Here is a 24,892-nt window from a genome sequence, read left to right as displayed (position 1 = left end):
TTTTCTACAGCTCCCGTTGCAATGACTTTTCCGTTTTCTAATCGCGATCCAGAAGATAATAGTAGGATTTCAGAAGCCTGCCCTGTTTCCTTGACTACTATGCGGTTAATTTGTGATCCTGCTTCAAACACAAGGTTATGTGTTGTTACACTCCCTTTTGATGTATACGTGGCAGTCGTTTTAGTTTCGACAGCTTGATTGTTAACATCATATCCTGTAGCGACGATTCCAACGTGTTGACTTTTATCATTACTGTTTCCTACAATACCACGTACACTAATTTCTCCCTTGCTATTCCTCCAACTATATGCAGATAGAAGTCTTATCACCGAGGAGTCTGAAACAACTCTCAGAACGCCAAAATGATCAATTTTTTGTGAAGCCTCAAGGGAGTAGTTCTTACTAACAACAACACCCTTAGTGGTAGGTTTGACAACTGTGGATTCGCTGCTTTCTATAATATTGTTAGCTTTGTCGAATGCGGTAATTACAAAAACAACATTGGCCTTGTAATGATTTACAACAGTTAAAGATAACGCTAAAGAGTCAGATTTGGTTATGACGGCATTCTTTACTATGTTACTTTCCACATCTAATGGATTATTTCCATCAGTCGTATCTGCTGCTATTTCAAATTTATAGTTCTCAAAGACACCTACATAGCGGGAAGGGAAGTTTTCAAGAATGCTTCCAGATGTATTTATTGCTTCAACATAGTTTTCATTTACAGCCAGCGTTTGTAGTAACTGAGCATATACATCATTAGTTACCGATGAAGGGTAGGTGGAATTAACAACAGACTCTCTGGTTGAGGAATATGTAGAACTGACAACCGATTCTATGGGTGTGTCATCAAGAGAAGTACTCGTAATAACGTTATATACGTTTGCATCAACTAATGAACTTAGAGAAGAGAAGATGATAGAGATGACTAATATGGAAGAAACTGCGGTCTTAGAGAGTAGGGATTTAATAAAAATTCCTCCTTAATATTTTGTTAGTTCACGTTTGATTACATCAAATTTTATCCAAATATGTCAACACCCCCTTCGAACAAAGAGATTATCATAAAATTCCATTAATTCCTTGGGACATTTTTACTATTTTTAACTTATAAATCTTTAATACTTATATCACTTTTCAAGCTCATTACCATTTCGTCTCATCTAATGTTTAATTTCAAAAAATGTGGCAGGTCCCGAGTAGAAATCATGCGTTTTTTCTGCGTGGCAATTTCACATTTTTTCTGGCACCATCAGACTTCACAAGGGCAGCAATAAGTGCAGAGAAATCAGCGAGTTAGGAAAGCCCAAATCCTTGATTCGCAGTGCTCTTAATAAGCTCAAATGATTCGCACTTTCTTAAGTTCATTCCTCTTGTTACCAACAACCTTTCCTTCAAATCTAGCTTTTTTAACAGTTCACCTAGGGCTGGGCGCTTTTTTTCTAAGTGGCCTGACTCTGGGTATCGGAGTAGTTTGGGCAGATCCTTTTCTTTATCGATGTTTGGATAAGGTAATTTCGGAAGGTTCGTGGGGCCAGGAAGGCAAAGGTTCGGGTTCAGCAGGTTCGGGTACCTGCGACCTGCCCGCACAAAAGACAACGGGCCGTCTAAAGGGGTTACCCTTAGACGGCCCGTTGTCTAATCCTGCTTCAGATCACCGATAGAGGTGTAGATCAATAACAATGATCCTCATCGGTAGGCGTATCATCATCCATAAAAGCTCTAGCCGGCCTTTCGTTTAGCGCGTTCCTGTGCAATGATGGAGCACATGAGCGCCAGTCAGATCGGACTCGGTTATTCCGTCAGTTACTCCCGCTTCTTCCGGCTCATCCATGCGCCGCGGATGAGGGACACTGCGTCCCGTCCGCGAGAGCAGAGTCGAAATCGGCATCAGCATCATCTTGGGCACCAGCAAGTCAGAGCGCTCCTTCAGCCGGTTGCCTCCCGCCGGATGGATCACACTCATCAGGATACGGAGGTAAAGGGTGGTCGAACGGGCGAACAGCCCGTCAGGCAGATCCAGCACCGAAAAACCAAACTTTTCCGGCCCCCGGTTAATCATACTGACCCCGTACAGGGCCTTCGCCCCCAGCAGCCGGGGATCGGCGACCACCTGGTCGGCCAGGGCAGGCAGATCCCGTTCCATACGCCGGATCATCCGGATGGCCAGTTGGGCGGTTGAACGGGAACGGACACCCATCTCAAACAGCTCCCGGTTGTCGATGTGCAGCTCAATGATGGGATCGTTTTTTGTCAGCACCACCCCTTCGTCCGTCGTTACCGTGTGGCCCTGATAGTCGCGCAGACGGTAGTGCAGAAACGGATCTTCGGGATGTACGGTTTTCAGCTGGAACATGGCGTGGAACAACTTCTCCCAGCCGAGCCAGAGCCCCACCAGCAGACGTTTGCCAAAAGACAGCGAACGTACGGCCGAACCTTCGGCCTTGCGGATCATTTCATCCACCCGGATGCTGCGTAAGCCCCTGCGTTCCGCCTCTTCGAGGGCGCGCCCCAGCGCCATCAGCATCTGTTCCGGCGCTTCCGGATCGGCGCCCGGCGTTGTGCCGCAGTCATGGAGCAGCATGACCTCGCCCGGACGCAGCCGGGTAAACATTTTTTCGGTCAGCCTGTCGGCTCCAAGCTTCTCGCGCCAGTCGCCAAACATGGCGGACCACAATACGATTTTGACCTGCCGGCTTTTGGAGAAATCAAACAGGTTCACAATTCCCCACGGCGGGCGGTAATAGGTCGGCCGTTCCCCCGTAATCCGGTAGATGATATCCGACGTCCGCTCGATCTGGCGTTTTACCGCTGCTGGACGCATGAGCCAGTTGGTTTTATGCTCATAATTATGAATGCCGATCAAATGCCCTTCCTCGTGCATCCGGCGGATCAGCTCCGGATTTTTTTCCGCATGGGCGCCCACCACAAAAAACGTTGCTTTCGCGCCGTAAGCATTGAGCAGATCAAGCAGCCGGGGTGTATACTTCGGATCCGGCCCATCGTCGAAGGTTAACGCAAAATCCGCTTTCCCCGACCCTTTGCGAAAGACCCGAAACCCAAACAAACGGCTGACAATGCCGGGAATAAAAGCATAAAAAGTCGAAATGTAAAACAGCCATAGCAGCAGTGTTTGCATGTGAATTCCCCGCTTTGTCAAAAATGGCTTTAGTCTTGCCCTTATAGGCAAGCAGCATGTCTGAGCAGTCTTCCTGCCAAGCTGCGGCTGTTCGTAAAATCTGAATAAGGAGCCGCCAAAAAACGTTACCCCCTATTTTACCACAGACGCCAAACAATTTGAGGTTTTTTCCTTAAAATCGTGTACAATGAATTCAAATCATTACTAAGCGAAAAGGAGACGTAACTATCCTATGCTGCCGCTGTACAAAAAATATTGGCGCACTTTTTTTGATATCGGACTGTTGGTCCTGACCGTCTATCTGGTTATGTTCAGTTTCAGTAAGCTGTACCAGATTGCCGCCCCCGTGTTTTTGTCATTTTTTGTGTTTCTGCTGATCGAGCCGCTCGCCCGCTTTCTGAACCGCCGGGGACTGGCCAAACCGTTTGCTTCGGCCATTTCCGTGCTGCTTTTTCTGATTTTGCTCCTGGGCGCCCTGTTCGGCATCGGTCTGTTGATCACCATGCAGGCGATGAATTTCCAGGAGAATTTGCCTAAGTATACATACATCATTCAGCAGCATTTTTCCGAGTTCACACACGTTTTGCAGCAAAAATTCGACAGCCTTCCCCCGGACGTCGCCGTGAAGATCCAAGGGTATTTTACATCGGCGACCAACGTCATGTCCCGCTGGCTGATCGCCTTTTTCAATTATATGATCGGTGTTCTCGGTTCTTTCTCCTCCTTTATGGCCAACTTCGGCATCGCCATCATTTTGGCCTTTTTCCTGAGCATGGAGATCAAGGACTGGCGCCGGATTGCACACGACAAAATGCCGAAAACCTTGAAAGACGCCTATTCCTTCCTGCAGGGCAACGTCTTTAAGGCCATCGGCTCTTATCTGAAAGCGCAGCTGATTCTGATCAGCATTACGTTTGCGATCGTTTTGGTCGGGCTGTTCATTTTGCAGAGCGGCAATGAAATTACGATGGCGATTGTCTGCGCCATATTCGACGTTCTGCCGCTGCTGGGCGTTTCGACGATTCTGATTCCCTGGATCATTTATCTGTTTATCGTAGGCAACACGTCGCTTGCGATTGGTCTGATCGTGCTGCTTGCGGTGGTGCTGATCGTCCGTCAGCTGCTGGAGCCGAAAATCACCGGAAATTCGATCGGCGTATCCTCCGCATTTTTGATGCTGTCGTTTGTCCTGATCTGCAGCTCAGTGTTTGGCGTGGCTGGTTTGATCTTGTCCCCTATTCTGCTGATATTGATCAAGGAATTAATCCAGCAGGGGTATCTGCAGCGGTGGATCCGGCTGCCAAAAGAAGAGTTCATCGTCTCTCCATTTGCCGCTTCCGGTCCCGGCGCGGGTGGTGCGGGCAGTGCAGGTGGTACGGCTGGTGCGGGCGGTGCAGGCAGCACGGCCGGCCCGACAGGGACGGGTGCAGGCAGCACGGCTGGTGCGGGTGGTTCAGGCAGTGCGGCTAGCGCAGCCGGTGTGACGGGCGCAGACAGCGCAGGTGGTACGGCCGGTGCGACGGGTGCGGGCAGCGCGACTGGTGCGGGTGGTTCAGGCAGTGCGGCTGGCGCAGCCGGTGCGCCCGGAAGAGCCCCTGCAGCTGATTCGGTTGAGCCGGAGGCTGCTCAGGAGCGCACCCCGAAAGTTCCCCCTTCCTCTCCTTCCGATAAATAATCCATGATCCGGCCAAACAGCCGGGTTGCGGCATGGGGACCGCCGGGACGGACGTTCTCCGCCACCACCGCTACGGCGTAACGCGGCCGGTCTGCGGGGCCGTAGCCGATAAACCACTGGTTGTTGCGCGGCGCGCCCTTTACAGTGGTTTGGGCGGTTCCGGACTTGCCAGCCAGGGGCCACTTGGCGCTTCGCAGCGACCGCCCCGTGCCGTCCGTCACGACGCCGCGCATCCAGGCGAGCAGCTGGCTGGCCGTCCGCGGCGAGATGGCGCCTTCGGGCGAGGCCGCCGTCCGCGGCTCCAGCCCGGCCAGCCGCTGGCCGTTGGCGAAGTCGATCCGCGAGACGATGCGGGGCGACTGGACCCGGCCGCCGTGCAGCAGCGTGACGACCAGGTTGGCCGCCTGCAGCGGCGTCACGGCGGCGTCACGCTGGCCGATCGCGGTCTGCACCCGGGCGCCAGGCTCGTCCTGCGCAAGAACGCGGGGATCGAAGACGGTCCCGCGTTCCTCCCGGGCGAGCGGGCGCAGCAGGGGCAGGCCAAGCCGGCCGGGCGCGCTCCAGCCTACCGTGCGGCCGAGCCCAAGCGCATCGGCGGTGCGGCGCAGCTGGTCGGCGGTGAGCCGTTCCGCCAGGGCGGCAAAAACCGTGTTGCAGGACTCCGCGAAGCCCTGGGCGAACGTGATGGCCCCGTGTCCCTCCCGCGCCGAACAGGATAAGTGATATTTCCCGTATCCGCCCGTGCATTGGAACTGCTCACCCGGAGCTGCCACTCCCGTCTCCAAGGCAGCTGCCGCCGTCACGATCTTGAAGATCGAGCCGGGTACGGCAGCCTGCAGGGCGCGGTTATTCCACTCCCCGCCTTCCGGCGAGATTTCCTCCGGCCGGTAGAACGGCAGCGATACCATCGCTTCAATATCTCCCGTGGCGGCATCCAGTACCACCACCGCCCCTTCCCGGATGCCTTCCTCCTTCGCCAGCTGCTCGGCGGCCTCCTGAATGTCCCGGTCAATTGTTGTGTACACCGACAGAGGATAATACGGATTATGGGGAGCACTGACACGCAGCGTCTTCTCTGACAGCCGCGCGCCCCGCGCATCCACCCGGACGGAAGCTTCGGTAGGTCCCGCGCCGCGCAGCAGCGGTTCAAGCGTTTTTTCCAGCCCTGCCGTGCCGCTCATCCGGATATGCGGGATTTCATCCGCTTGGGTTCCCCTGTCCGGACGACCGGTCCTCAATTCTCCGGCTGTTTCGTTTACGGATTCCGACAAATAACCGATCCACTGCCGGCCGTTTTCGCGGTCTGCATACCGTCTGACTACCGGAAGAACGCGCACACCGTCTACGCCGATTTCTTCGATCCGGTGGGCCTGCTGCGGGGTCAAAGCCAGTGGGCCCGTGCCGCCTGGAGCCTGCCACACCTCAGGCTGATGCACCGCCTTCAGCCGGCTGCGCAGCTCCTCGGGCGAGGCGCCGAGTACCGCGGCAAGCCGCGCCAGGCGTTCTTTTGCGCCGGGGGCATCCGCCGCGCCCTCCGCCTGCGGGAACATCGCTGCCGCCAGCACCGTTTCCCCCGCGAGCGGCCGGCCGTGCCGGTCGAGCAGACGGCCCCGGCCGCTGTCCAGCACGAGGTCCCGCTCGCTCTGCAGGCGGGCCATCTGCGCCAGCGAATGCCGGCCGCCGGGAATCGGCCGGTTCTTCGCGGCCAGCTGCAGCCAGGCCAGCCGGAGCGACAGCACGGCCAGCAGCACGGTCAGCGCAATCATTCCCGCAGCCAATCTTCTGTTCCGGGTATGCCGCATGCCGGGACCTCCTTATTGGCTTTTTCCATTCATTCCCTAGTATGTCCCCGGGTGCTTAACCAATACGCCGTTCGCCCGGATGCTGACGCCGGCATGCGGATACGGCAGCAACGCCGGACAGGCCGGCACGGGAGCTGTCCCGTACCGGCCTGCGGCATTAATAAATACTTATTGCGTAACAAACTGCGCCAGCTTGTCTTTTAACAAAACCGAAGTTTTTTCAAGCCTTTGCGATAGAGCAACCAGCTGTTCGCCTACGATTCCCTGCTCGTCGCAGAGCGAAGCCACCTCTTCCGTGGACGCCGACGACTCCTGCGCAACGGAACTGACATTTCCCATCGTTTCCGCCAGCACTTTCTGCGAATCGTTCAGACCATCCACCGAAGCGGTCACCGCATCCAGCCGCGAGATCAAATTTTCCATATGCTGCTGCACGGCCAGGAACAATTCGGCGGTCGATTCAACGGACCCTCTCTGCTCCTCGAACACGGGCGCCACCTGCGCAAACGCCGCGGCAGTTTCGTCCATTTCTTTTAAAATATTCTCCGCAATTTCAGCCACCATCGTAATCGACTCCCTGGTCTGGTCGGCAAGCTTGCGGATTTCGCCGGCTACCACCCGGAAGCCCAGGCCCGCTTCGCCCGCCCGGGAAGCTTCAATGTTCGCATTCAGCGCCAAAATATGCGTCTGCTGGGTGATGCCTTTCATCACATCAAGAATCTGCACGACAGACGACACCGTCGTTTGGAGACCGGTTAGTTTGGCAGATAGAACGCCGGCGCTCCGGCCCGTTTCCTCCGTCTGAGCCCGCAGCCGCTCCAGCCGGGCCAACCCCTCGCGGCTGTGCTCCCCGACCGATTTTGCCGCCCGCTCCATTTCGTGCCCCGCTTCCGAAGCGGAGCACATCCCTAAAGCAATCCGTTCGCTCAGCTCATTGCCCCGCTCCGTCTCCGTCGCGAGACTGCCGGCTCCGCCCGCAATTTCTTCCGTGGCAGCGGCGATTTCTCTTGCCGCATCAGCTGTTTTGCGGGACACCTCGCCAAGCGCCGCCGCCGTTTCCAGCACTTCCCCCGCCGTACCGGCGGTATGTTCAACCAAGCCCGAAATCCGCTCCATCATGACATTAAAATCGGCGGACAACCGGCCGATTTCATCAGAGGAGACATGTGAGGTCCGGACAGTAAGGTCTCCTTCGGCCCCGCGCAGCATCAGGCGATGCAGCGCATTTAGCGGCCGGGATACGATACGCATCATCCACAGGCCGATCAGGACCGCCAACAGCGCAGCTGCTCCGATCGTTAGGAAGGCGTCCGACCAGATCGCTCCGGCGTCCTCAGTCAACGTGTCCGAAGGCATGACGCCAAGCAGCTTCCAGCCCATTGGATGGACTGTTCCGTAAACAGCTAAGATCGGTTCGCCTGCTTCATCCCGTGTAGGCAGCGACCCGTGTTTTGCCGTGATTCCGGCGAAAAGGGTTCCTCCCAGATTCAAATACGAATCGGTTTCCTGCGGTTTGGACGAAAAGATCGGCTGATCCTGCTCGGTCACCAGCTGAAGATAGGAGCCTGTGCCTAAGTCCACACCCTGCAGCTGCTCCGCCACAGCGGAAAGCTCCAGCTCCAGCACGGCGGTATAGCCCTCCAAGCCGGCTTCAGCCTGATTGGATTCAGCCAGCAGGACCCGCGCGGCGCCTGCTTCTCCGGCAGTTATCACACGCCATACCGGATTTGGGCTGGATGAGGCGGACTTATACCATTCCTGCGTGCGCGCTTTTCTTAGAAAAGACGGATCGGCTTGTCCGGCCGCGATGCCCTCCAGGCCATTTTCAGCCGGTATCCAGTATACCGCCCGTATGCTCTGCATGAGCGATGCCAGTTCCTCCACTTCATTTTGCGCTTCCTGATCCGCCCGCTCCTTCACGGAAGGGTCAGCGCCCGGACGGAGCGCTTCGCGGACTGCGCTCCGCAGCCCCCGGTCTTCCGTTATCCGGCGCACCGCATCCTCGTAACGCAAAAATCCCGCTTCCAGCTTGTCCGCCGTCTGTATCACCGTCTGCTCGCTCGCTTCCAGCACATGCTCTTCAATCGTTCGTCTGGCAGTATTGTAGGAAATGCCGCCCAAAGCCAGGACCAACACCATTGACGAAACGAAATAAATAACAAAAAGCCGCGTTCCCACCGATCTGGAAGGTCGCAGCTTGCTAAAGAACGATCCACTTCCGGCTTGATGCTTACGAATAACGATCACCCCAACCTTGATTTTGCCGCATCACATAAAACAGAAAAACCTGCTTATGCGCCGCAGCTATACGTTTTTACATCATAATTCAGAACGGCTGGCACACGATATGATCTATGAGGTAGACAAAAGACCTGTTTTATAGGTCTTGAACCCCACTCCTTTACGTCCTGTCTCAAGCCCCGCCTTCCTTGTTCACACGCGCGAACGTACACTCCTGAGGCCCTAAACCGTCTAACACCTGAAAAAAAGCCGCTCCCGGCCAACTGGCCGAAAGCGACTTCCAAGTCATCTCGTTATTCAGATGTTGTGCATAAGCCTTACGAAATCCTTCGTAACACGGCGGATCAAGCTTCTGCCCGCCCCATTCGTCCTGTGCTGGCACGCACCTTGCGGATAGCTTAACCTTACACTGTAAACGAAGACAGCTTCTGCTTCAGCTGGTCCGAAGCGGTCTCCAGCTTGGCGGACAGTGCCACCAGCTGATCGCTGACGTTCTGCTGCTCGCCGCTCAGCGAAGCGACTTCCTCGGAAGTAGCCGACGATTCCTCCGCTACCGCGCTGACATTCGCCATCGCATCCGACAGTACCACCTGGGAATGGCTGAGGCTGTCAATCGACGTGGTAACCGATTCGAGACTGGCAATAAAGTTCTCCATCTGCTCCTGAACGGAAACAAAAATATCGCTGGTTCCTTTTACGGACGTCATTTGTTTCTCGAACAGCGGAGCGACATCGGAGAGCACCTGTACGGTTTCGTTCATCTCCGTCATGATGCGGTCGGTAATACCTGCAACGACGGCAATCGACTGCTTGGACTGGTCCGCAAGCTGGCGGATTTCATCCGCCACGACCATAAAGCCGCGGCCCGCTTCGCCTGCTCTAGCCGCTTCAATTGTAGCGTTGAGGGACAGGATATTCGTCTGCTGCGTAATATTCTTCATAACATCCAGCACTTTGATCACCGAAAACGCTGTTTCCTTCAGGTCATTAACCTTCTGCACAAGCGCGTTTGTCATCTCGCCTGTCTGGCTTGTCTGCTTCAGCAGCTCTGCCAGCTGTTTGGCCCCCTGGCCGCTGGAACGGCCAACGCTTCTTGCAGCCTCGTCCATTTCGCGGTTGGCGGCGACCACGGCCTGCATTTGCTGGCCGATCTGATCGGTCAGCTCGTTGCCGCGTTCCGCCTCAAGCGCCAGGCTGCCTGCGCCGCCGGCGATTTCTTCGGTAGCCGCAGCGATTTCTTTGGCGGAGATTGCCGTCTTGCGTGACGCGCCCCCAAGCTCGCCGGCGGTTTCCAGTACTTTGACTGCTGTTTCGTTGGTTTCAGAGACAAGTTCCGTAATCCGTTCCATCATCATATTAAAGGAAGCGGACAGCTGGCCAATCTCGTCTTTGGACGTGTATTCCGTACGGACTCTAAGGTCTCCCTTAGCTCCGACGACCATCAGATCCTTCAATCGGGCGAGCGGACGGGCAATCATCCGCACCATCAGCATTCCGAGAAGCACGGCGAGCACTGCAGCTCCGGCGGCGGAGATGAAAGTAGTCAGAAGGATCGGCCGTGCGCCCTTAACCAGTTCTCCAGTAGGAACCATGCCGGTCAGTTTCCAGTCCGCACGGCTGAGGGAACTGAACGCCGCCAGCATATCTTTGCCGTCCGTATTCGATTCTTCGCGGCTGCTCATATTTTTTTGAGAATCTTTGATAAACGTGAATTCGCTTGCTTTGCCTGCCTCTTCGGTGTTGCTTGAGGCAACAACCATGCCGGAGGCATCTACCAGCTGGATACGCGATCCTGACCCAAGATTAACCGTAGCGAATGCCGATTCCAGCATGCTGTTCTTGAGCTCGATAATGACGGTATATCCGCTCGTATCGCCCAGATTTTTCAGCGGACGGGCCATTGCCACATTCGGTCTTTCCGTGCCTGTAACGGCAGTTGTGAACCAATAGTTGGACTGGCTCGCCAGCTTGTCCGAATAAACCGGCTTATACTCTTTGGAATTGGCCACAATCTGCTTAAACCACGCTTCCGAGCGGACGCCGTCGCTGCTGAACGACGAGGTGCCGGAGGAGATGATCGAAGCATTCTCGTCGTCCGGAACCAGCGTGATCGCCACAATGTTGGTATCCGTGGTGGACTGGCTGGTCAGCTTTTTGCCGATATCGTTGGTGGCCGTGAATTTCTCATAGAAATTGTTGGCTGACTGCAGTTTGGTCAACTGATCCTGAACCTGCGGGTCGAAGAACAACTGGAGCATCATATTCTCATATTGTTTAAGGTAAATGTCCATTTTCTCCGCGGTCTGGATGATCGTCTGCCGATTGGCTTCCGCGACATTCTCCTTGATGGTGTTCTGTGCTGCATTAAACGACAAGATTCCCAGAACCAGCACTACAACGATAATGCTCGACAAAAAGATAAGAAACAGCTTTACGCCAACCGATTTCACCGGGTTGACTTTTTTGACTTGATGCAGCGACCCGTTCAATACTCCTTTGAAGCCCCGTACGGACTGCGGTTTGTCTGCAGCCTGGGCGGGCTGCTTCTCCTTGCCCGAATCGTTACCCATTCCCCGGTTCTTGGGTCCTTTGGCCCCTTTTCCCGGCTTCACCTGGAACAAAGTTTTCTTGCCCTTCTGCTTTGATCCATCCTCGATTCGTTTGTCCTGCTGCTGATCCTCCTGCTGAGGAGCACCCATTCCGATCACCTGCCAGTTGAATTGTTTTAGGAAAATTGAAAACGGTCTATTTCCTATATATCGGCAGGCTTTGGGAATTTGTTTGCCTTTTTTAAAATAAATTTACAAATCGCGTGACATTCTGCTCAGACTCACACCAAAAACGGGACTTGCAGATTAGTCTGCAAGTCCCGTCCAAGAACATCATGTTATTTCTTTTTGCGCATCATGTCGAAATATGCGACAGGCTGTTCCACCTTCATCCGGACTTTTTGGAGCGGATGACGTGCAGCATCGATCGGCTGGCCTTCTTCATCCCACAGCTCGCCTACCGTCTGCCGGAAGGATACGTGGTTTGGACCAAAAAATTCTATTTCCTGCCCCGGCTTGAAATGATTGCGCTGCTGGATGAGCGCCATTCCGGTCGAAGCGTCGTATTCCAGAACCAGACCAGCAAAGTCATACGGCGCCGGTTTCTCTTCCGGCTCGTAAATATGGTCTTCATGGTCCGGCGTATCGTAGAAAAAGCCGGTATTAAGCGGACGGTTGGCGGCTTTGTTCAGCTCATCCATCCACTCCTGCTTCAATTCGTAATGCTCAGGGTCTTCCATATAAGCGTCGATTGCCTTCCGGTACGCATTAACGACCGTAGCCACATAGTGGATCGACTTCATACGTCCCTCGATCTTAAAGCTGTCGATGCCGGCTTCAATCAGATCGGGAATACGCTCCAGCATGCACAGATCCTTGGAGCCCATTGTAAACGCATTGTCCTCCGGCTGGCGCAGCGAAAGCCGTCCGCCCGCGTCCTCTGCTTGTTCCTCGGATACCCAGGTATCCTCCGGACGAGCATCCTGAAAAAGATCGTATTTCCAGCGGCAGGACTGGCAGCAGCCCCCGCGGTTCGAGTCCCGGTCGGTAAAATGGTTCGACAATACGCAGCGTCCAGAATACGATGAACACATCGCGCCGTGAATAAATGCTTCGATTTCGATATCGACATTGGCTTTAATCTCGGCGATTTCCTCCAGGCTTGCCTCCCGTCCCAACACGACGCGCGGCAGTCCTTCTTCCTTCCAGAAGGAGACCGCCTGCCAGTTCAAGGTGGACTGCTGGGTGCTGAGATGCACCTCCAGCCCGGGAACAGCGCGCTGCGCCACTTCAATGATAGCGGGATCGGCCACGATAATCGCGGCAATGCCGGCTTCATACAGATTGCGCAGGTATTCCTCAATGCCCTCAATGTCTTCGTTATGGGCATAAATATTGGTCGCCACAAACACTTTGGCGCCGTATTTACGCGCGAATTCCACGCCTTCGCGCATTTCTTCAAAGCTGAAGTTGTCCGCATTGGAACGAAGCCCGTATTTTTGTCCGCCGATATATACCGCATCCGCCCCGTAATGGACGGCGAATTTCAATTTTTCGAGATTGCCTGCCGGAGCCAGGAGCTCCGGTCGGTCCAGGCGGTAGCGTTTGCCCTTAAACTTAGGCTTGGCCATGGTACTCATCCCTGTACTCCCCCTTGTCGCTTGTGTGTAAGTTCTGTCCGGCCGCCCATCAATAAACCTGTTCTTTGTAAAAGAAACCAAAAGACAGCTCGCGTTCCGGGTCCTGCAGCGACCGCACTTCATCCAGCCATTCTTCCCGGAAGCGGTACCCGTCCGGGTCCGCTGCATAAGCGTCGATCGCCGTCCGGTAAGCGCGGACAACCGCCGTGTTGTAGGCTTTGGATTTGAGCAGCCCTTCAATCTTGAAGCTGTCCACCTTGGCCTCCATCAGCACGTGTAGGTCCTCCATAATGCAGATGTCGTCGGAGCTCATGATGTGAGTGCCGTTGTCGTCTTCATAAATCGGAAATTTCTCGTCCGGCCGTTCCGCCTCGACCAGAAACAGCCCCCGTTCTTTGCCAAGGCTTCCGCCGTCGACGGGACGTCCCTGGTGCGTCATATAGCTCTGGACCAAGCGCCGTTTGGAATGGTAAATATGCGTCATCCCATGCACCTGCACCTGCGCTTCCACTTCGAGCAGCGGCATCATGCCGGTGATTTCCTCCATGTTCAGCTCGCGGGCCAGCACCGCCCGCTTTGCGCCTTTACGCCCCCAGTAGTTGGCGGTAGCATAGTTCGTTGAGGTCATTTCGGCGTTCCAGTGGAGCCGCAGGTCCGGAGCGGACCGCTTCACCGCAGCCAGCACGGCCGGATCGCCGAACTCGGCTCCGTCAATGCCGGCCTCCGCAATAGCCCGGATGTAATCCGGCAGCTCGGCAAGCAGCTTGTTGGACATAATCGCGCCAAGTCCGGCATAGACCTTCGCCCCCCTGGCATGCGCCATCCGGACCGCTTCCGCCGTCTCCTCCAAGCTGAAATGTCCGGCCAGCCTCATGCCGAACCGGTCGTCTCCGATCAGCAGCGCATCCGCGCCGGCGTCAAGCAGTGAAGCGGCCTCCTCCAGGGAGGCGGCCGTCGTCAGCAGCTCGGGTATGTCTCTCATGGTAGTTCCCCCATCCCGGCGGCAGGAGCCGCCGTTCTATTTCGTAATACACAGCTATCTGCTGCCGTTATCCTTCTGGTTGGCGAGATGCTCTTTGTAAGTCCGGGCAAACAGATGTCCCCGCGAGCCGTCGTTTTTCGTTACGTAAAAATAGTAATCCGAACGCTCCGGCTCAAGCGCCGCTTGAATGGAAGCCAGCCCCGGGTTGCAGATCGGCCCAGGCGGCAGCCCTTCATTGCGGTACGTGTTATACGGGCTCTCTACCTCAAGGTCCTTGTAAAGCAGCCGTTCTTTGGGCTGGTCCAGCAAATACTGCACCGTCGCGTCAATTTCCAGCTTCTGTCCCTTCTCCAGCCGGTTATAGATGACACCCGCCACCAGCGCCCGTTCTTCGTCGAGCACAACCTCCCGTTCCACAAGAGAGGCCACGGTCAGCAGTTCGTGGAGCGTCATTCCGCGTTCCTTCAGCTTCTGTTCCCAATCCGGCAGCGTGGCAAGCTTATTCTCCAGCTCCGCGGTCAGCCGGGCGACCACTTCCTCCGGAGTGCTATCCTTTGCCATCTCATACGTCTCCGGAAAAAGATATCCCTCCAGCCGGTGGCGCAGCGCCTTGCCTTCCGGGATAGCTCCGGCGGCTTCGCCGGCAGCGCCGCCGCCCGAATCAAGCAGCTTCTGGAACACCTCGGGACCGGTGCCCCAGGCTTCCCCAAGCGCCGCCGCAACCTGCTTGGCCGTGTAGCCTTCGGGAATTGTAAAGGTCACGGTTTCCTTCTTGACCACGTCGCCCGCATTCAGCCGGGCAATGAGCTCGTCATACGTATCTCCAGGCTTCGCGCTGTACGTTCCGGCTTTGAAGCTGGAGCCTTCGCCGCTCCATTTTAAATAGCCTTTGAACAGCAGCGCGTTGCGGATAATGCCGTTATCCTCCAGCAGGTCGGCGATTTGAGCGCTGCCCATCCCCTGCTCAATTGTAATAGTGACCGGCTCGCCCGCAGGCTTTACCGGCTGCATGCCGTTCCATATATACCATGCCGCCCCTCCGGCGGCTACGGCCAACAGCGCCACAATTAACAGCACTGTGCGGATTGCGGATTTCAACACCTTCTCCTCGCTTTCCAACACTTTATATTAAAATTTCATTAGCTGAATTTCAACTATTATTTTCTCCCGTACACCGCAAATGCTGGAAAAATGGATCGGCCAGCATGTCCCCTCATGCAAAAGGAGCGCGGAATACTCCGCCCTCCTTCACACATTCGCTTGGTTTCCTCCCGCCGATCAGGTCAGTTCTCGTCCCCGGGGAAGGTCATCTCATCGTACAGCTCCATTACGTCTTCCCACTCGTCGTCATCCTCGATACTTTCCAGCTCAGGGACGCCGTCCGGGGACAGGACCAGACGCAGCAGCACCGGCTCGGCTCCGGCTTTCGCCGGCTGCAGCACCGCATAACCGCGGCCGGACACTTCAAATTCAGCAATTATATCGTAAACGGAAGATTTGCCGTTCTCCTCTTCCAATTCCACGCTTTCACCAAAGGCTTCCTTTAGTCTGGAGGTCCATATCGCCCGGTCGGCGGAAAACTCAGTCATTCCCCGCTCCCCCGTCAAGCTCGTCGACAAGCGTGTTGAACGTCTCTTCGACGATCGCCCACTCTTCATCGTCTTCGATCATGAACAGCTGCAGATCGTCCCCGTCTTCCTCGTAGCGGAAAGCGTACACTTCGTCCGTTTCCTCATCCTCGGAATCCAGCGGCACCACCATCATATATTTGGAGTCCGAGCCGTCCACTTCAAATTTCATGATGACCTCGAATTCCTCTTCGTTCCCTTCTTCATCGGGAATATAAATAATTTCCGGCTCTTCTTCCATGCCGATCTGCTCGTTAGACATATGCGCACCCCTCACCTTTTACTGTTGGCATCCAAATAATTTTGCAAAATCAGGACTGCGGCCATTTTGTCCACAACCCCTTTGCGTTTCTTCCGGCTGACGTCCCCTTCGATCAGCAGCCGCTCCGCAGCCACCGTCGACAGTCGTTCATCCCAAAGGTGTACGGGCAGGTTCGTTGCTTCCCGCAGTTCGCCGGCAAAAGCCTGGCATATTTCGCCGCGGGGTCCAATGCTGCCGTTCATATTCTTAGGCAGCCCGACCACTATCTCCTCAACCTCATGATTCTTGACCAGCTCCAAGATGCGCTCCATCTCGCCGCCGTCCCGCCGGCGCTCGATTGTCTCCAGCCCCTGGGCAGTCCAGCCGAACGCATCGCTGACCGCCGCGCCGATTCTGCGGTCCCCGTAATCCAATCCGAGTATCCTCATTTGGCGCGGTCCGCCCGCTGATTGGCCAGATAATACCGGACCAGCTCTTCGATCAGTTCATCACGTTCTTTCCTCCGGACTAAACTTCTCGCATTGTTGTGACGAGGAATATAGGCGGGATCTCCCGACAACAGATACCCTACAATCTGATTAATCGGATTGTATTCCTTCTCCACCAGCGCATCGTGTACCGTTAGCAGAATCTCTCGGGGAGAAGCTTCCTGTTCATCGCCCTTCACATTGAATTTGACCGTTTTGTCCATGGAGTCCATCTGTGACACCTTCCTTCTGCAAAACCGCCGCCTTGGGGGTCCGCAATGTTGCTGCTGTACAGCTTTTTGTTTCGCTTTCATCATAACATATTCAGGGCCTTACAAGGAAATCCTTCCACAAAATCGCGCATTTTTTGGCAGTTTGCCTATATCATTTGTGGAAATTTGCAATCATAGATTCCGAAAGTCCCGGCTTCTAGGCAGACGATTGGCGGCTGTTCATCCGGTCAAGCCGAGCTCATGAGCTTTCCGGCTGCGGCGGAGCATACAAAACGATTAGCCCGCTCCTAGTATGTCCTGCCTATTCCTCGCTTCATTCCCTCTTTCTTCGCCGGACAGGCAAAAAGAGCGCCGCTCCCGCCGCTGCAAACATGCGAACCCGGGAAGGGCGCTCTTTTTTGGATTCAAAAGAGCATTTATCTTCTGCTCTATAAACCGCTGTTACGCTTCATTAAACAGCTGTGTCCGGCGCATTACGCCAGCGCGGTGACAAGCTCCTCCGCTTTGGCGAGCGCATCCTGCAGCTTCGATGCGTCTTTGCCGCCGGCTTGCGCCATGTCGGGACGCCCGCCGCCTCCGCCGCCGCAGACGGCCGCGATGTCCTTGACCAGCTTCCCGGCATGGAAGCCCTGCTGCGTCAGCGCCTGCGGAACGGCAACAACAAAGTTGACCTTGCCGTCCATCGCCGCGCCCAGCACCAGTACCGCCGCCGGCAGCTTCGCCTTCAGCTCGTCGGCCGTCGACCGGAGTGCATCCATGCTGGCAGCCTGCACTTCGGCGGCCAGCAGCTGGACGCCCGAGCCGATCGTCTTGACGTTCGACGTAAGCTCCGCGGCAACCCCAGCGCTCAGCTTCGACTGCAGCGACTCGTTTTCGCGGGACAGCTCCCGCACCTGCTGCTGCAGCGCTTCGATCCGCTTCGGCACGTCGGCCAGGTTCGACTTCAGCAGTCCGGAGGACTGCTTGAGCAGCTCCAGCTGGCTCTCCATGAACTGGTAGGCATAGCGGCCGGTTACCGCTTCAATCCGGCGTACGCCCGAGCCGATCCCGCTTTCGCTCACCAGCTTGAACAGGCCGATCTGCGACGTATTGCGGACATGGCAGCCGCCGCACAGCTCAAGGCTGTAGTCCCCAATCTGTACGACCCGCACGATGTCCCCGTATTTTTCGCCGAAGAGCGCCATCGCGCCCATCGCTTTGGCTTCCTCGATCGGCTTGTTTTCGATTACCACATCGGTGCCGCGCCAAATTTGCTCGTTAACCCGGCGCTCGATATCAGCCAGCTCTTCGGGTGTAATGGCGCCAAAATGGGAGAAGTCAAACCGCAGCCGTGCGCCTTCCACGAGCGAACCCGCCTGGTTGACATGCGTGCCAAGCACTTCCTTCAGCGCTTTATGCAGAAGGTGAGTCGCCGTATGATTTTTGACGATGTCTTCCCGCTCCGGCCGGTTCACCTCGGCGCGAACCTTATTGCCCATCTTGAGTTCACCGGACAATACGGTTACCAGATGCACATGCTGGCCGTGCGGAGCCTTGAACAGACCGGTCACTTTGGCCTGGAAGCCGTCGCCTGTAAGCACCCCGGTATCGCTGACCTGGCCGCCGCTCTCCGCATAAAACGGCGTCGCGTCGAGCACCACCTGGCACTGCACGCCTTCACCGGCTGTATCCGCCAGCACATCGTCCACCACAAGCGCCGTAACAGTGGCTTCCGCGGTGTAGTCTCCATAGCCAACGAACACGCTAGGTGTCGTGAAGTCGGCAAGCGCTCCGCCCTGCACCTTCATTCCGGCACTTTCGTGGCGGGCCGCACGCGCGCGGTCGCGCTGCTCCTGCATCGCCGCCTCAAAGCCCTCGCGGTCAACGGTCATCCCGAGCTCAGCCGCATAGTCCTCCGTGAGGTCCAGCGGGAAGCCGTAGGTGTCGTACAGCTTGAAGGCGTCGGCGCCGCCGATGACGCTGCGTCCTTCTTCTTTTGCCTTGGCGCTGACTTCAGCCAAAATGTTTAATCCGTCCGACAGCGTCTCATGGAACCGCTCTTCTTCGGTGCGGATGATTTTTGCAATATACTCGCGGTTCTCCACCACTGCGGGGTAGTAGACCCCCATGATGTCCCCGACCGTTTCGGTCAGCTCGTACATGAACGGACGGTCCAAGCCAAGCGTTTTGCCGTAGCGAACAGCGCGGCGCAGCAGCCGGCGGATAATGTAGCCGCGTCCTTCATTGGACGGAAGTACACCGTCGCCCACAGCAAACGTAACGGTCCGGATATGATCGGCGATGACCTTCAGCGCAATGTCGTGCTCAAGATTTTGCTTGTAAGTAATGCCTGCCATTTCAGCGGTCCGCTGAATGATTGGCTGGAACAGGTCGGTATCGAAGTTGGAGTCCACATCCTGCAGGATGGAGGTCAAACGTTCGAGACCCGCGCCTGTATCGATGTTTTTGTTCGGAAGCGGCGTGTAGCTGCCATCCTTGTTATGGTTAAACTGCGAGAAAACAAGGTTCCATACTTCAAGCCAGCGTTCATTTTCGCCGCCCGGATACATTTCCGGATCGGAGAGGTCGCTGCCGTAAGCTTCGCCGCGGTCGTAAAAAATTTCCGAGCACGGGCCGCAAGGTCCTTCGCCGATGTCCCAGAAGTTTTCGTCGCCCAGCTTGATGATGCGCTCCGCCGGCAGTCCAATTTTTTCATTCCACAGCTTAAACGCTTCCTCGTCTTCACCATATACGGTAACGGAAATGCGCTCCGGATCGAAGCCGATCCATTCCTTGCCCGTCAGGAACTCCCAAGCCCAGGTGACCGCTTCTTCCTTAAAGTAATCACCAATCGAGAAGTTGCCGAGCATCTCAAAAAACGTATGGTGACGGCGCGTCTTGCCCACATTTTCAATGTCGTTTGTTCGGATACATTTTTGCGAGTTCGCAATCCGCGGGTTCTCCGGCTTCACACGGCCGTCAAAATACGGCTTCAGCGGCGCCATTCCCGCGTTGATCCACAGGAGAGACGGATCGTTATGCGGGACGAGCGAAGCACTTGGCTCGATTTTGTGGCCTTTGCTTGCGAAGAACGCCAGCCATTTGGAACGGATTTCACTTGCTTTCATCGGTACATGCAGCTCCTATCTGAATTAGTTTTGGCATTGGCCGGTATAACGCAAAAAACGCCCCTGAATATACATTCAGGGACGATTGGAATCGCGGTACCACCCTGGTTATCGCCGGTCTTTCGCAAACCTCCCCTGTCCATAAGCTTGTCTTACGGACGGGCAGCCGTTTGCCAAAAACGGCGATCGCCTTATCGCGGCGGGTTAACGGGCGCCACCCGGCGGGATTTCCCCGCACTCCGAAATCAGCTTTCCGATCCGGCCGGTCTTCCAGGTTCTCGCAGCCAATACGGATCATTCCGTAAAGGAACCTGTTCTCTGGGCAAGCCGCTGCCGGCGTACTCTATTTCATCTTCGCGTTAAATTATGCAGCTATAACATTTCAAGTATAGCCAGAGCCCCGTCCGCTGTCAATCTCGCCGGTATGCTTGCTGCTGCCTCATTTCCCCCTTTTAGGAATCAGGTAAGGGAATGTGACACAGACATATATGAAAGCCCGCCATTGTGATACATTTAGGAGAAGCGCATTGCTGCAGCATATAGAGATAAAATAGAGACAAAGGATGGGAGAATGCATGCGAAATTACGGTTTTGCAAGAGCCGCCGCCGCCTCACCCGAGCTCCGGGTTGCTGACCCGGCATTTAACGCGTTGCGGATTATTGAAGCGGTGGTGGAGGCGGATAAGCAGGAAGTGGAGTATTTAACCCTGCCGGAGCTGTGCATCACGGGATATACCTGCGCGGATTTGTTCATGCAGCGGAACCTGCTGGAAGCGGCATCCGAGGCGCTGGTTACCATTGCCGAGGCCACTGCCGCGCTGACGCCTGTCGTCATACTCGGACTTCCGGTCGATATCCGGGGCCGTCTGTTTAACTGCGCCGCCGTTCTGCAAAAAGGCAAAATTCTCGGCCTTGTGCCAAAAACCTGCATCCCGGGATATAGTGAATTCTATGAGCCCCGCTGGTTTGCCGGCGCAGAGGAACTGGAGGTCACGGAAATAACGCTGGGCGGACAGACGGTGCCTGTCGGGGCCGACCTGCTTTTTGTTTGCGAGAGCCAGCCTAATCTCTGCTTTGGTGTAGAGATCTGCGAAGACTTGTGGGTGCCTGTACCGCCCAGCAGCCTGCTTGCTCAGGCAGGTGCCGTGCTGCTGTTTAATCCTTCGGCCAGCAATGAGCTGGTCGGGAAAGCGGACTATCGGCGCCAACTCGTCTCGGGGCAGTCGGCCTCCTGCGTCGCCGCTTATGTCTATGCAGCCTGCAACACGGGCGAATCGACGACCGACGTCGTGTTTGGCGGGCATTCACTGATTGCGGAGAACGGGCAGCTGCTGGCGGAGTCGGAACGCTTTACGCATGAGACCCGGATGATCGTTGCCGATATCGATGTCCCGCGTCTCCAGTATTCGCGTATGGTAATGGGTACCTTTCGCGCGGGCCGGGGCGGCGGACGGTTCCGGGAAATCCGCTATGCCGGTCCGGCTTTTTCCGGGCCCGTGCTGGCGGTTGACCGGCCGGAGACGGCCGCCCGCGAATTGATGCGCCGCATTGATGCAATGCCGTTTGTGCCGGGCAATCCGCTGCGGCGCGACGAACGCTGCCGGGAGATTTTGGACATCCAGACATCGGGATTGATGAAGCGGATCCGCCATATCGGCACCAAACAGGCGGTCATCGGCATCTCGGGCGGGCTGGATTCGACGCTCGCGCTGCTTGTCGCCGTCCAGGCGATGCAGCGGCTTGGACGTCCGGCAAGCGACGTGCTCGCCGTCACCATGCCGGGCTTCGGCACGACGAGCCGTACCTACGACAACGCGGTCGGGCTGATTAACGCGCTTGGCGCCACGCTGAAGGTGGTGGATATCAAGCCGGCGTGCCTGCAGCATTTTGCCGATATCGGTCATGACCCCGAAGTCTACGATCTGACCTATGAAAATGTACAGGCCCGCGAGCGGACACAGGTGCTGATGGATCTCGCCAACAAAAACGGCGGCATTGTGATCGGGACAGGCGATCTGTCAGAGCTTGCGCTGGGCTGGTGCACCTATAACGGCGACCACATGTCCATGTACAGCGTCAACTCGGGCATCCCGAAAACGCTGATCCAATACGTCGTCAAATGGTATGCCGACCACGAAGCGGATGAAACCGCCCGCGGATTCCTGCACAGCATCATTGAGACGGGCATCAGCCCCGAGCTGCTGCCGCCTTCGCCAACAGGGGAAATCGCACAGCTGACCGAAAACATTCTCGGTCCGTATGTCGTCCATGATTTTTTCCTCTATTACATGCTTCGCACCGGTGCACCACCCGCTAAAATTTTGTATTTGGCACAGCAGGCGTTCGGCAGCGGATATACCCGGGAACAGCTCGTCGAGTGGCTAAAGGTATTCTACCGCCGCTTCTTCTCGCAGCAGTTCAAACGCTCCTGCCTGCCTGACGGTCCGAAGGTCGGCACGGTCAGCCTGTCGCCGCGCGGAGACTGGCGGATGCCAAGCGACGCTTCGGCGGCGCTGTGGCTGAAGGAGATTGAAGCGCTGTAGGCCGGGACGGCGGGTTTTCGGTTCAGGAGAGCTGGTCCAGGAAGCGGCGGGTTTTCGAACCGGTCCAGGAGCCGATCCAGGAAGCGGCGGGTTTTCGAACCGGTCCAGGAGCCGGCCCAAGAAACGGTTCAGAAGCCGGCCCATGCCGCCAGGGAACAAGTTTCTAATCATCCGTCTTGAGTCCGTAAACCACCCATCCATCGTCCCTGCAATTTTTTTGCGGGGACGATAAATTAGCTATTTACAAACCCCTATGAGGCGTGTATAATTCAATATTGTTCGCAGCTAATACAACAACTTTTTCCCACTAACGAGACGTGGCTCAGCTTGGTAGAGCGCTTGCTTCGGGAGCAAGAGGTCGCAGGTTCAAATCCTGTCGTCTCGATTCCTATTACACAACAAAGACAACACCTTACGGATTTTATCCGCATGGACGTTGTCTTTTTTTGTTGCCATAACCGTAACCGAGCAAAACTTGCAGCGATTAAAAAGGAGCGTATTGAGACAGCTCCCCTTACGTTTATTTTTTCAGTGCATGGATCTCCTCTTCCGATAATCCCGTTGCTTTGGCAATGGTTGCCGTATCGATATTTAGAGCCAGCATATTTTTGGCGACTTCCTTAATTCCGGTTTTCAGACCTTCTTGCATGCCTGCCTTAATTCCGGCCTGCTTCGCCCCTTCCAGCATCGAAGCTTCATCATGCAGATATTTTTGACGAGCCTCATACAAAATGCGGGCTTCCGAATCCTGGCTCAAATATTGCAGCGTATCCATCGCTTTTTCCAATTCCGGTTCATTCATCTTCAGCACCTCCCAATGGCTTATATCTACACCCTTCAGAAACAGCAGCCAATTCTCCAATCCGCCCTGTGAAGGAATGACGTCGTCAATCTTCGGAAGCTCCAGGAAATGCACCTCGATATCGTCGATAAGCGGTATTCCCGTGCGGTCCTCACGGAGATGGAATATATTATGATATTCGTTATTTGGTAAAAAGGCGTAATTCAAAATATTAATGGTAACACATTTCATAAGCTCCTGGTATTTCCCGCCTTCTTTTAGCTGGCCTGCATACCTTTTGCTCCAATAAAACAGCGTCCGCTTCTCAATATCGTATTTATTGAACAGCTGCATCTCGATATCGATCAGCTTGCCCTCCGCCGTCTTTGCGTAAACATCAAATATAGATTGTTTGTCGAGCGGAGCTTCCTTATCAGTATAAGGATTCAACAGAATAATCTCCGTTAACTCCTGTTCCCCCGCTTCCATAAATATTCGGTTTAAAAAGGCCAGCAGCACATCCTTGTTGTTCTCGCTGCCAAAGATGCGTTTGAATACAAAATCCACTCTTGGATCGAGCAGTTCCACTAGGGCCAACTCCAATCTACAATTATATTATATCAATAGTTGCAGCCGCTCAGCTATATTAAGACCGTATTCCTTTATTTATTCATCCTGCATAAGCTTCTGGAACGATGTTTCAGAAAAAGCAACCACCCTGTCGCTGGCATCCAGCATATAAAGACGGGCTGCCTCTTTACTGGCGTACACGGTTGTAATGTATACGGGTCCTTCCGTCCCGGAATAGGAGATATCAAAGCTGTAAAACGCTTCCCCATTTATTGTCTGATCCGCACTGTATTCCTCCAAAAATGGCATTTGCCCCATGGACTTTATAATTGGCTCAACTTTGGCTTGTACAAGCTTAAATACCTTCGCCCGGGTCAGATTCTGCATGTCACGCACCGCAGGGTCGTAAATGAACAGTTCTCCGCTGTATTTGTCGACCAGATATAGAGTAGAACGGGAGGATTTTTTATCATATGCTTCAAAGCTGTGGAACCGCAGAAATCGAATCCCCTTGGATTGCAGAGAAGCGCTGCTTCCAATCTCTTGATGTACAACAGACTGAGCCGATTTTACATCCAGCGCCTGTGTGCCGGCGGCAGGTTTAGATTCAACCACCACCACCTTGGCCTCTGCATTCCATTCCACATCGGTGTTTAGCCCTTCGGCAATCATTCGAACCGGTACATAAATCGTGTCGTCTACCGCTTGTGCCGGTACATCAAGCCGCACAGTCCTTCCGTTAACAAAAGCCTCAGGTTTTCCTGGCGTAAAACGCAACGCGTCCTTCCCCAGCTCGATCACCACTAGCTGATCTGCACCCTTAAACCGGACCGTCGCGTGTAATCCTTCACTGACGGCCCGGATGGGAATGAGGATCCGCCCATTTTCGTTAATAGGCAGAGGATAATCAATATATTTGCCGTTAAGCATAAGCTGAACCGGCTGCGGGCTGTCCGCAGGCGCGGCTCCCGCATAACTTCCAGACAACAGTAAGAGGCCTGCAATCATCATCCATAACTTCGATCTCTTGTTCAAATCAAGCACCTTCTTATTTTAGTGTAAAAAATGATGTGTACCCAGCACCTCGTTTAGCTCGTTCTAAAATAAGCTATCAGCAAGATTAGATTGGTTATTTGGGTAGAACAATAAACCCGCCCCCTTCTTAGGGATATTTTACCACACCTGAGTTCACGGACCCATTCATGAAAAAAGTACAGCGGATCTCAACAGGCGATGGTTTTCTCGCAATTAAAAAGCGCGCCTCCTTCCG

The 24,892-nt window shown here is 55.1% G+C and carries 17 protein-coding genes, 1 tRNA gene and 1 pseudogene; 4 read left to right on the top strand and 15 right to left on the bottom strand.

What is annotated here, in order from left to right; translation table 11 throughout:
* The coding region (locus tag ACE6ED_RS26540) for a hypothetical protein (RefSeq protein WP_410830462.1) at positions 1-590 on the bottom strand (590 nt) is incomplete at its 3' end.
* Between the two features lie 193 nt (positions 591-783).
* Between ACE6ED_RS26540 and ACE6ED_RS26535 the strand changes: the two genes are divergently transcribed.
* A complete protein-coding gene (locus ACE6ED_RS26535; RefSeq protein WP_410830461.1) occupies positions 784-990 on the top strand; it encodes a hypothetical protein in 207 nt (68 codons plus the stop codon).
* 751 nt (positions 991-1,741) lie between these two features.
* Here ACE6ED_RS26535 and ACE6ED_RS26530 read toward each other — a convergent pair.
* Complete coding sequence (locus ACE6ED_RS26530) at positions 1,742-3,142, bottom strand: polysaccharide deacetylase family protein (protein ID WP_410830460.1); 1,401 nt, start codon at positions 3,140-3,142, stop codon at positions 1,742-1,744.
* A gap of 232 nt (positions 3,143-3,374) precedes the next feature.
* On the opposite strand from ACE6ED_RS26530, the pseudogene ACE6ED_RS26525 reads away from it, so the two are divergent.
* Positions 3,375-4,472 (top strand): annotated as a pseudogene (locus ACE6ED_RS26525) (AI-2E family transporter); the annotation flags it as partial.
* A gap of 296 nt (positions 4,473-4,768) precedes the next feature.
* Here the strand turns inward: ACE6ED_RS26525 and ACE6ED_RS26520 are convergent.
* From ACE6ED_RS26520 to alaS, 11 genes are all read right to left on the bottom strand, one after another.
* Positions 4,769-6,619 (bottom strand): peptidoglycan D,D-transpeptidase FtsI family protein, encoded by a 1,851-nt coding sequence (locus tag ACE6ED_RS26520; protein ID WP_410830459.1) that lies wholly within the window; start codon positions 6,617-6,619, stop codon positions 4,769-4,771.
* A 168-nt stretch (positions 6,620-6,787) separates the two neighbouring features.
* Positions 6,788-8,740 (bottom strand): methyl-accepting chemotaxis protein, encoded by a 1,953-nt coding sequence (locus ACE6ED_RS26515; protein WP_410830458.1) that lies wholly within the window; start codon positions 8,738-8,740, stop codon positions 6,788-6,790.
* Positions 8,741-9,264: 524 nt separating this feature from the next.
* Positions 9,265-11,559 carry a methyl-accepting chemotaxis protein gene (locus ACE6ED_RS26510; RefSeq protein ID WP_410830457.1) on the bottom strand — a complete coding sequence of 765 codons (2,295 nt, stop codon included), beginning with the start codon at positions 11,557-11,559 and terminating at the stop codon, positions 9,265-9,267.
* Between the two features lie 188 nt (positions 11,560-11,747).
* Positions 11,748-13,049, bottom strand: a complete 1,302-nt coding sequence (locus ACE6ED_RS26505; RefSeq protein WP_410830456.1) for a peptidase U32 family protein — start codon at positions 13,047-13,049, stop codon at positions 11,748-11,750.
* Positions 13,050-13,098: 49 nt separating this feature from the next.
* Entirely contained in the window at positions 13,099-14,031 is a 933-nt protein-coding gene (locus ACE6ED_RS26500; protein WP_410830455.1) for a peptidase U32 family protein, read from the bottom strand.
* Between the two features lie 54 nt (positions 14,032-14,085).
* Entirely contained in the window at positions 14,086-15,129 is a 1,044-nt protein-coding gene (mltG, locus tag ACE6ED_RS26495; RefSeq protein WP_410830454.1) for an endolytic transglycosylase MltG, read from the bottom strand.
* 185 nt (positions 15,130-15,314) lie between these two features.
* Complete coding sequence (locus ACE6ED_RS26490) at positions 15,315-15,620, bottom strand: DUF1292 domain-containing protein (protein WP_410830453.1); 306 nt, start codon at positions 15,618-15,620, stop codon at positions 15,315-15,317.
* Positions 15,613-15,921: a DUF1292 domain-containing protein gene (locus tag ACE6ED_RS26485; protein ID WP_410830452.1), complete on the bottom strand. Its 309-nt coding sequence runs from the start codon at positions 15,919-15,921 to the stop codon at positions 15,613-15,615. The genes ACE6ED_RS26490 and ACE6ED_RS26485 overlap by 8 nt, the downstream gene beginning before the upstream one ends.
* Positions 15,922-15,932: 11 nt before the next feature.
* Complete coding sequence (gene ruvX, locus ACE6ED_RS26480; RefSeq protein ID WP_410830451.1) at positions 15,933-16,349, bottom strand: Holliday junction resolvase RuvX; 417 nt, start codon at positions 16,347-16,349, stop codon at positions 15,933-15,935.
* Positions 16,346-16,621 (bottom strand): IreB family regulatory phosphoprotein, encoded by a 276-nt coding sequence (locus tag ACE6ED_RS26475; RefSeq protein WP_410830450.1) that lies wholly within the window; start codon positions 16,619-16,621, stop codon positions 16,346-16,348. The genes ruvX and ACE6ED_RS26475 overlap by 4 nt, the downstream gene beginning before the upstream one ends.
* Before the next feature lie 473 nt (positions 16,622-17,094).
* Positions 17,095-19,728: an alanine--tRNA ligase gene (gene alaS / locus ACE6ED_RS26470; protein WP_410830449.1), complete on the bottom strand. Its 2,634-nt coding sequence runs from the start codon at positions 19,726-19,728 to the stop codon at positions 17,095-17,097.
* A gap of 575 nt (positions 19,729-20,303) precedes the next feature.
* On the opposite strand from alaS, the gene ACE6ED_RS26465 reads away from it, so the two are divergent.
* A complete protein-coding gene (locus tag ACE6ED_RS26465; protein WP_410830448.1) occupies positions 20,304-22,271 on the top strand; it encodes an NAD(+) synthase in 1,968 nt (655 codons plus the stop codon).
* Positions 22,272-22,582: 311 nt separating this feature from the next.
* Positions 22,583-22,656, top strand: a tRNA-Pro gene (locus tag ACE6ED_RS26460).
* 135 nt (positions 22,657-22,791) lie between these two features.
* Here ACE6ED_RS26460 and ACE6ED_RS26455 read toward each other — a convergent pair.
* On the bottom strand, positions 22,792-23,640 hold the full coding sequence (locus ACE6ED_RS26455) for an Rpn family recombination-promoting nuclease/putative transposase (RefSeq protein WP_410830447.1): 849 nt from the start codon (positions 23,638-23,640) through the stop codon (positions 22,792-22,794).
* A gap of 78 nt (positions 23,641-23,718) precedes the next feature.
* Positions 23,719-24,657, bottom strand: coding sequence for a copper amine oxidase N-terminal domain-containing protein (locus ACE6ED_RS26450; protein WP_410830446.1), 939 nt, complete (start codon positions 24,655-24,657; stop codon positions 23,719-23,721).
* Positions 24,658-24,892: the final 235 nt, after the last annotated feature.

Origin of the sequence: Paenibacillus nanchangensis, from assembly GCF_046543445.1 — a bacterium.
Taxonomy (GTDB): domain Bacteria; phylum Bacillota; class Bacilli; order Paenibacillales; family Paenibacillaceae; genus Paenibacillus_AQ; species Paenibacillus_AQ nanchangensis.
This window is presented reverse-complemented; position numbering and strand designations above follow the sequence as displayed.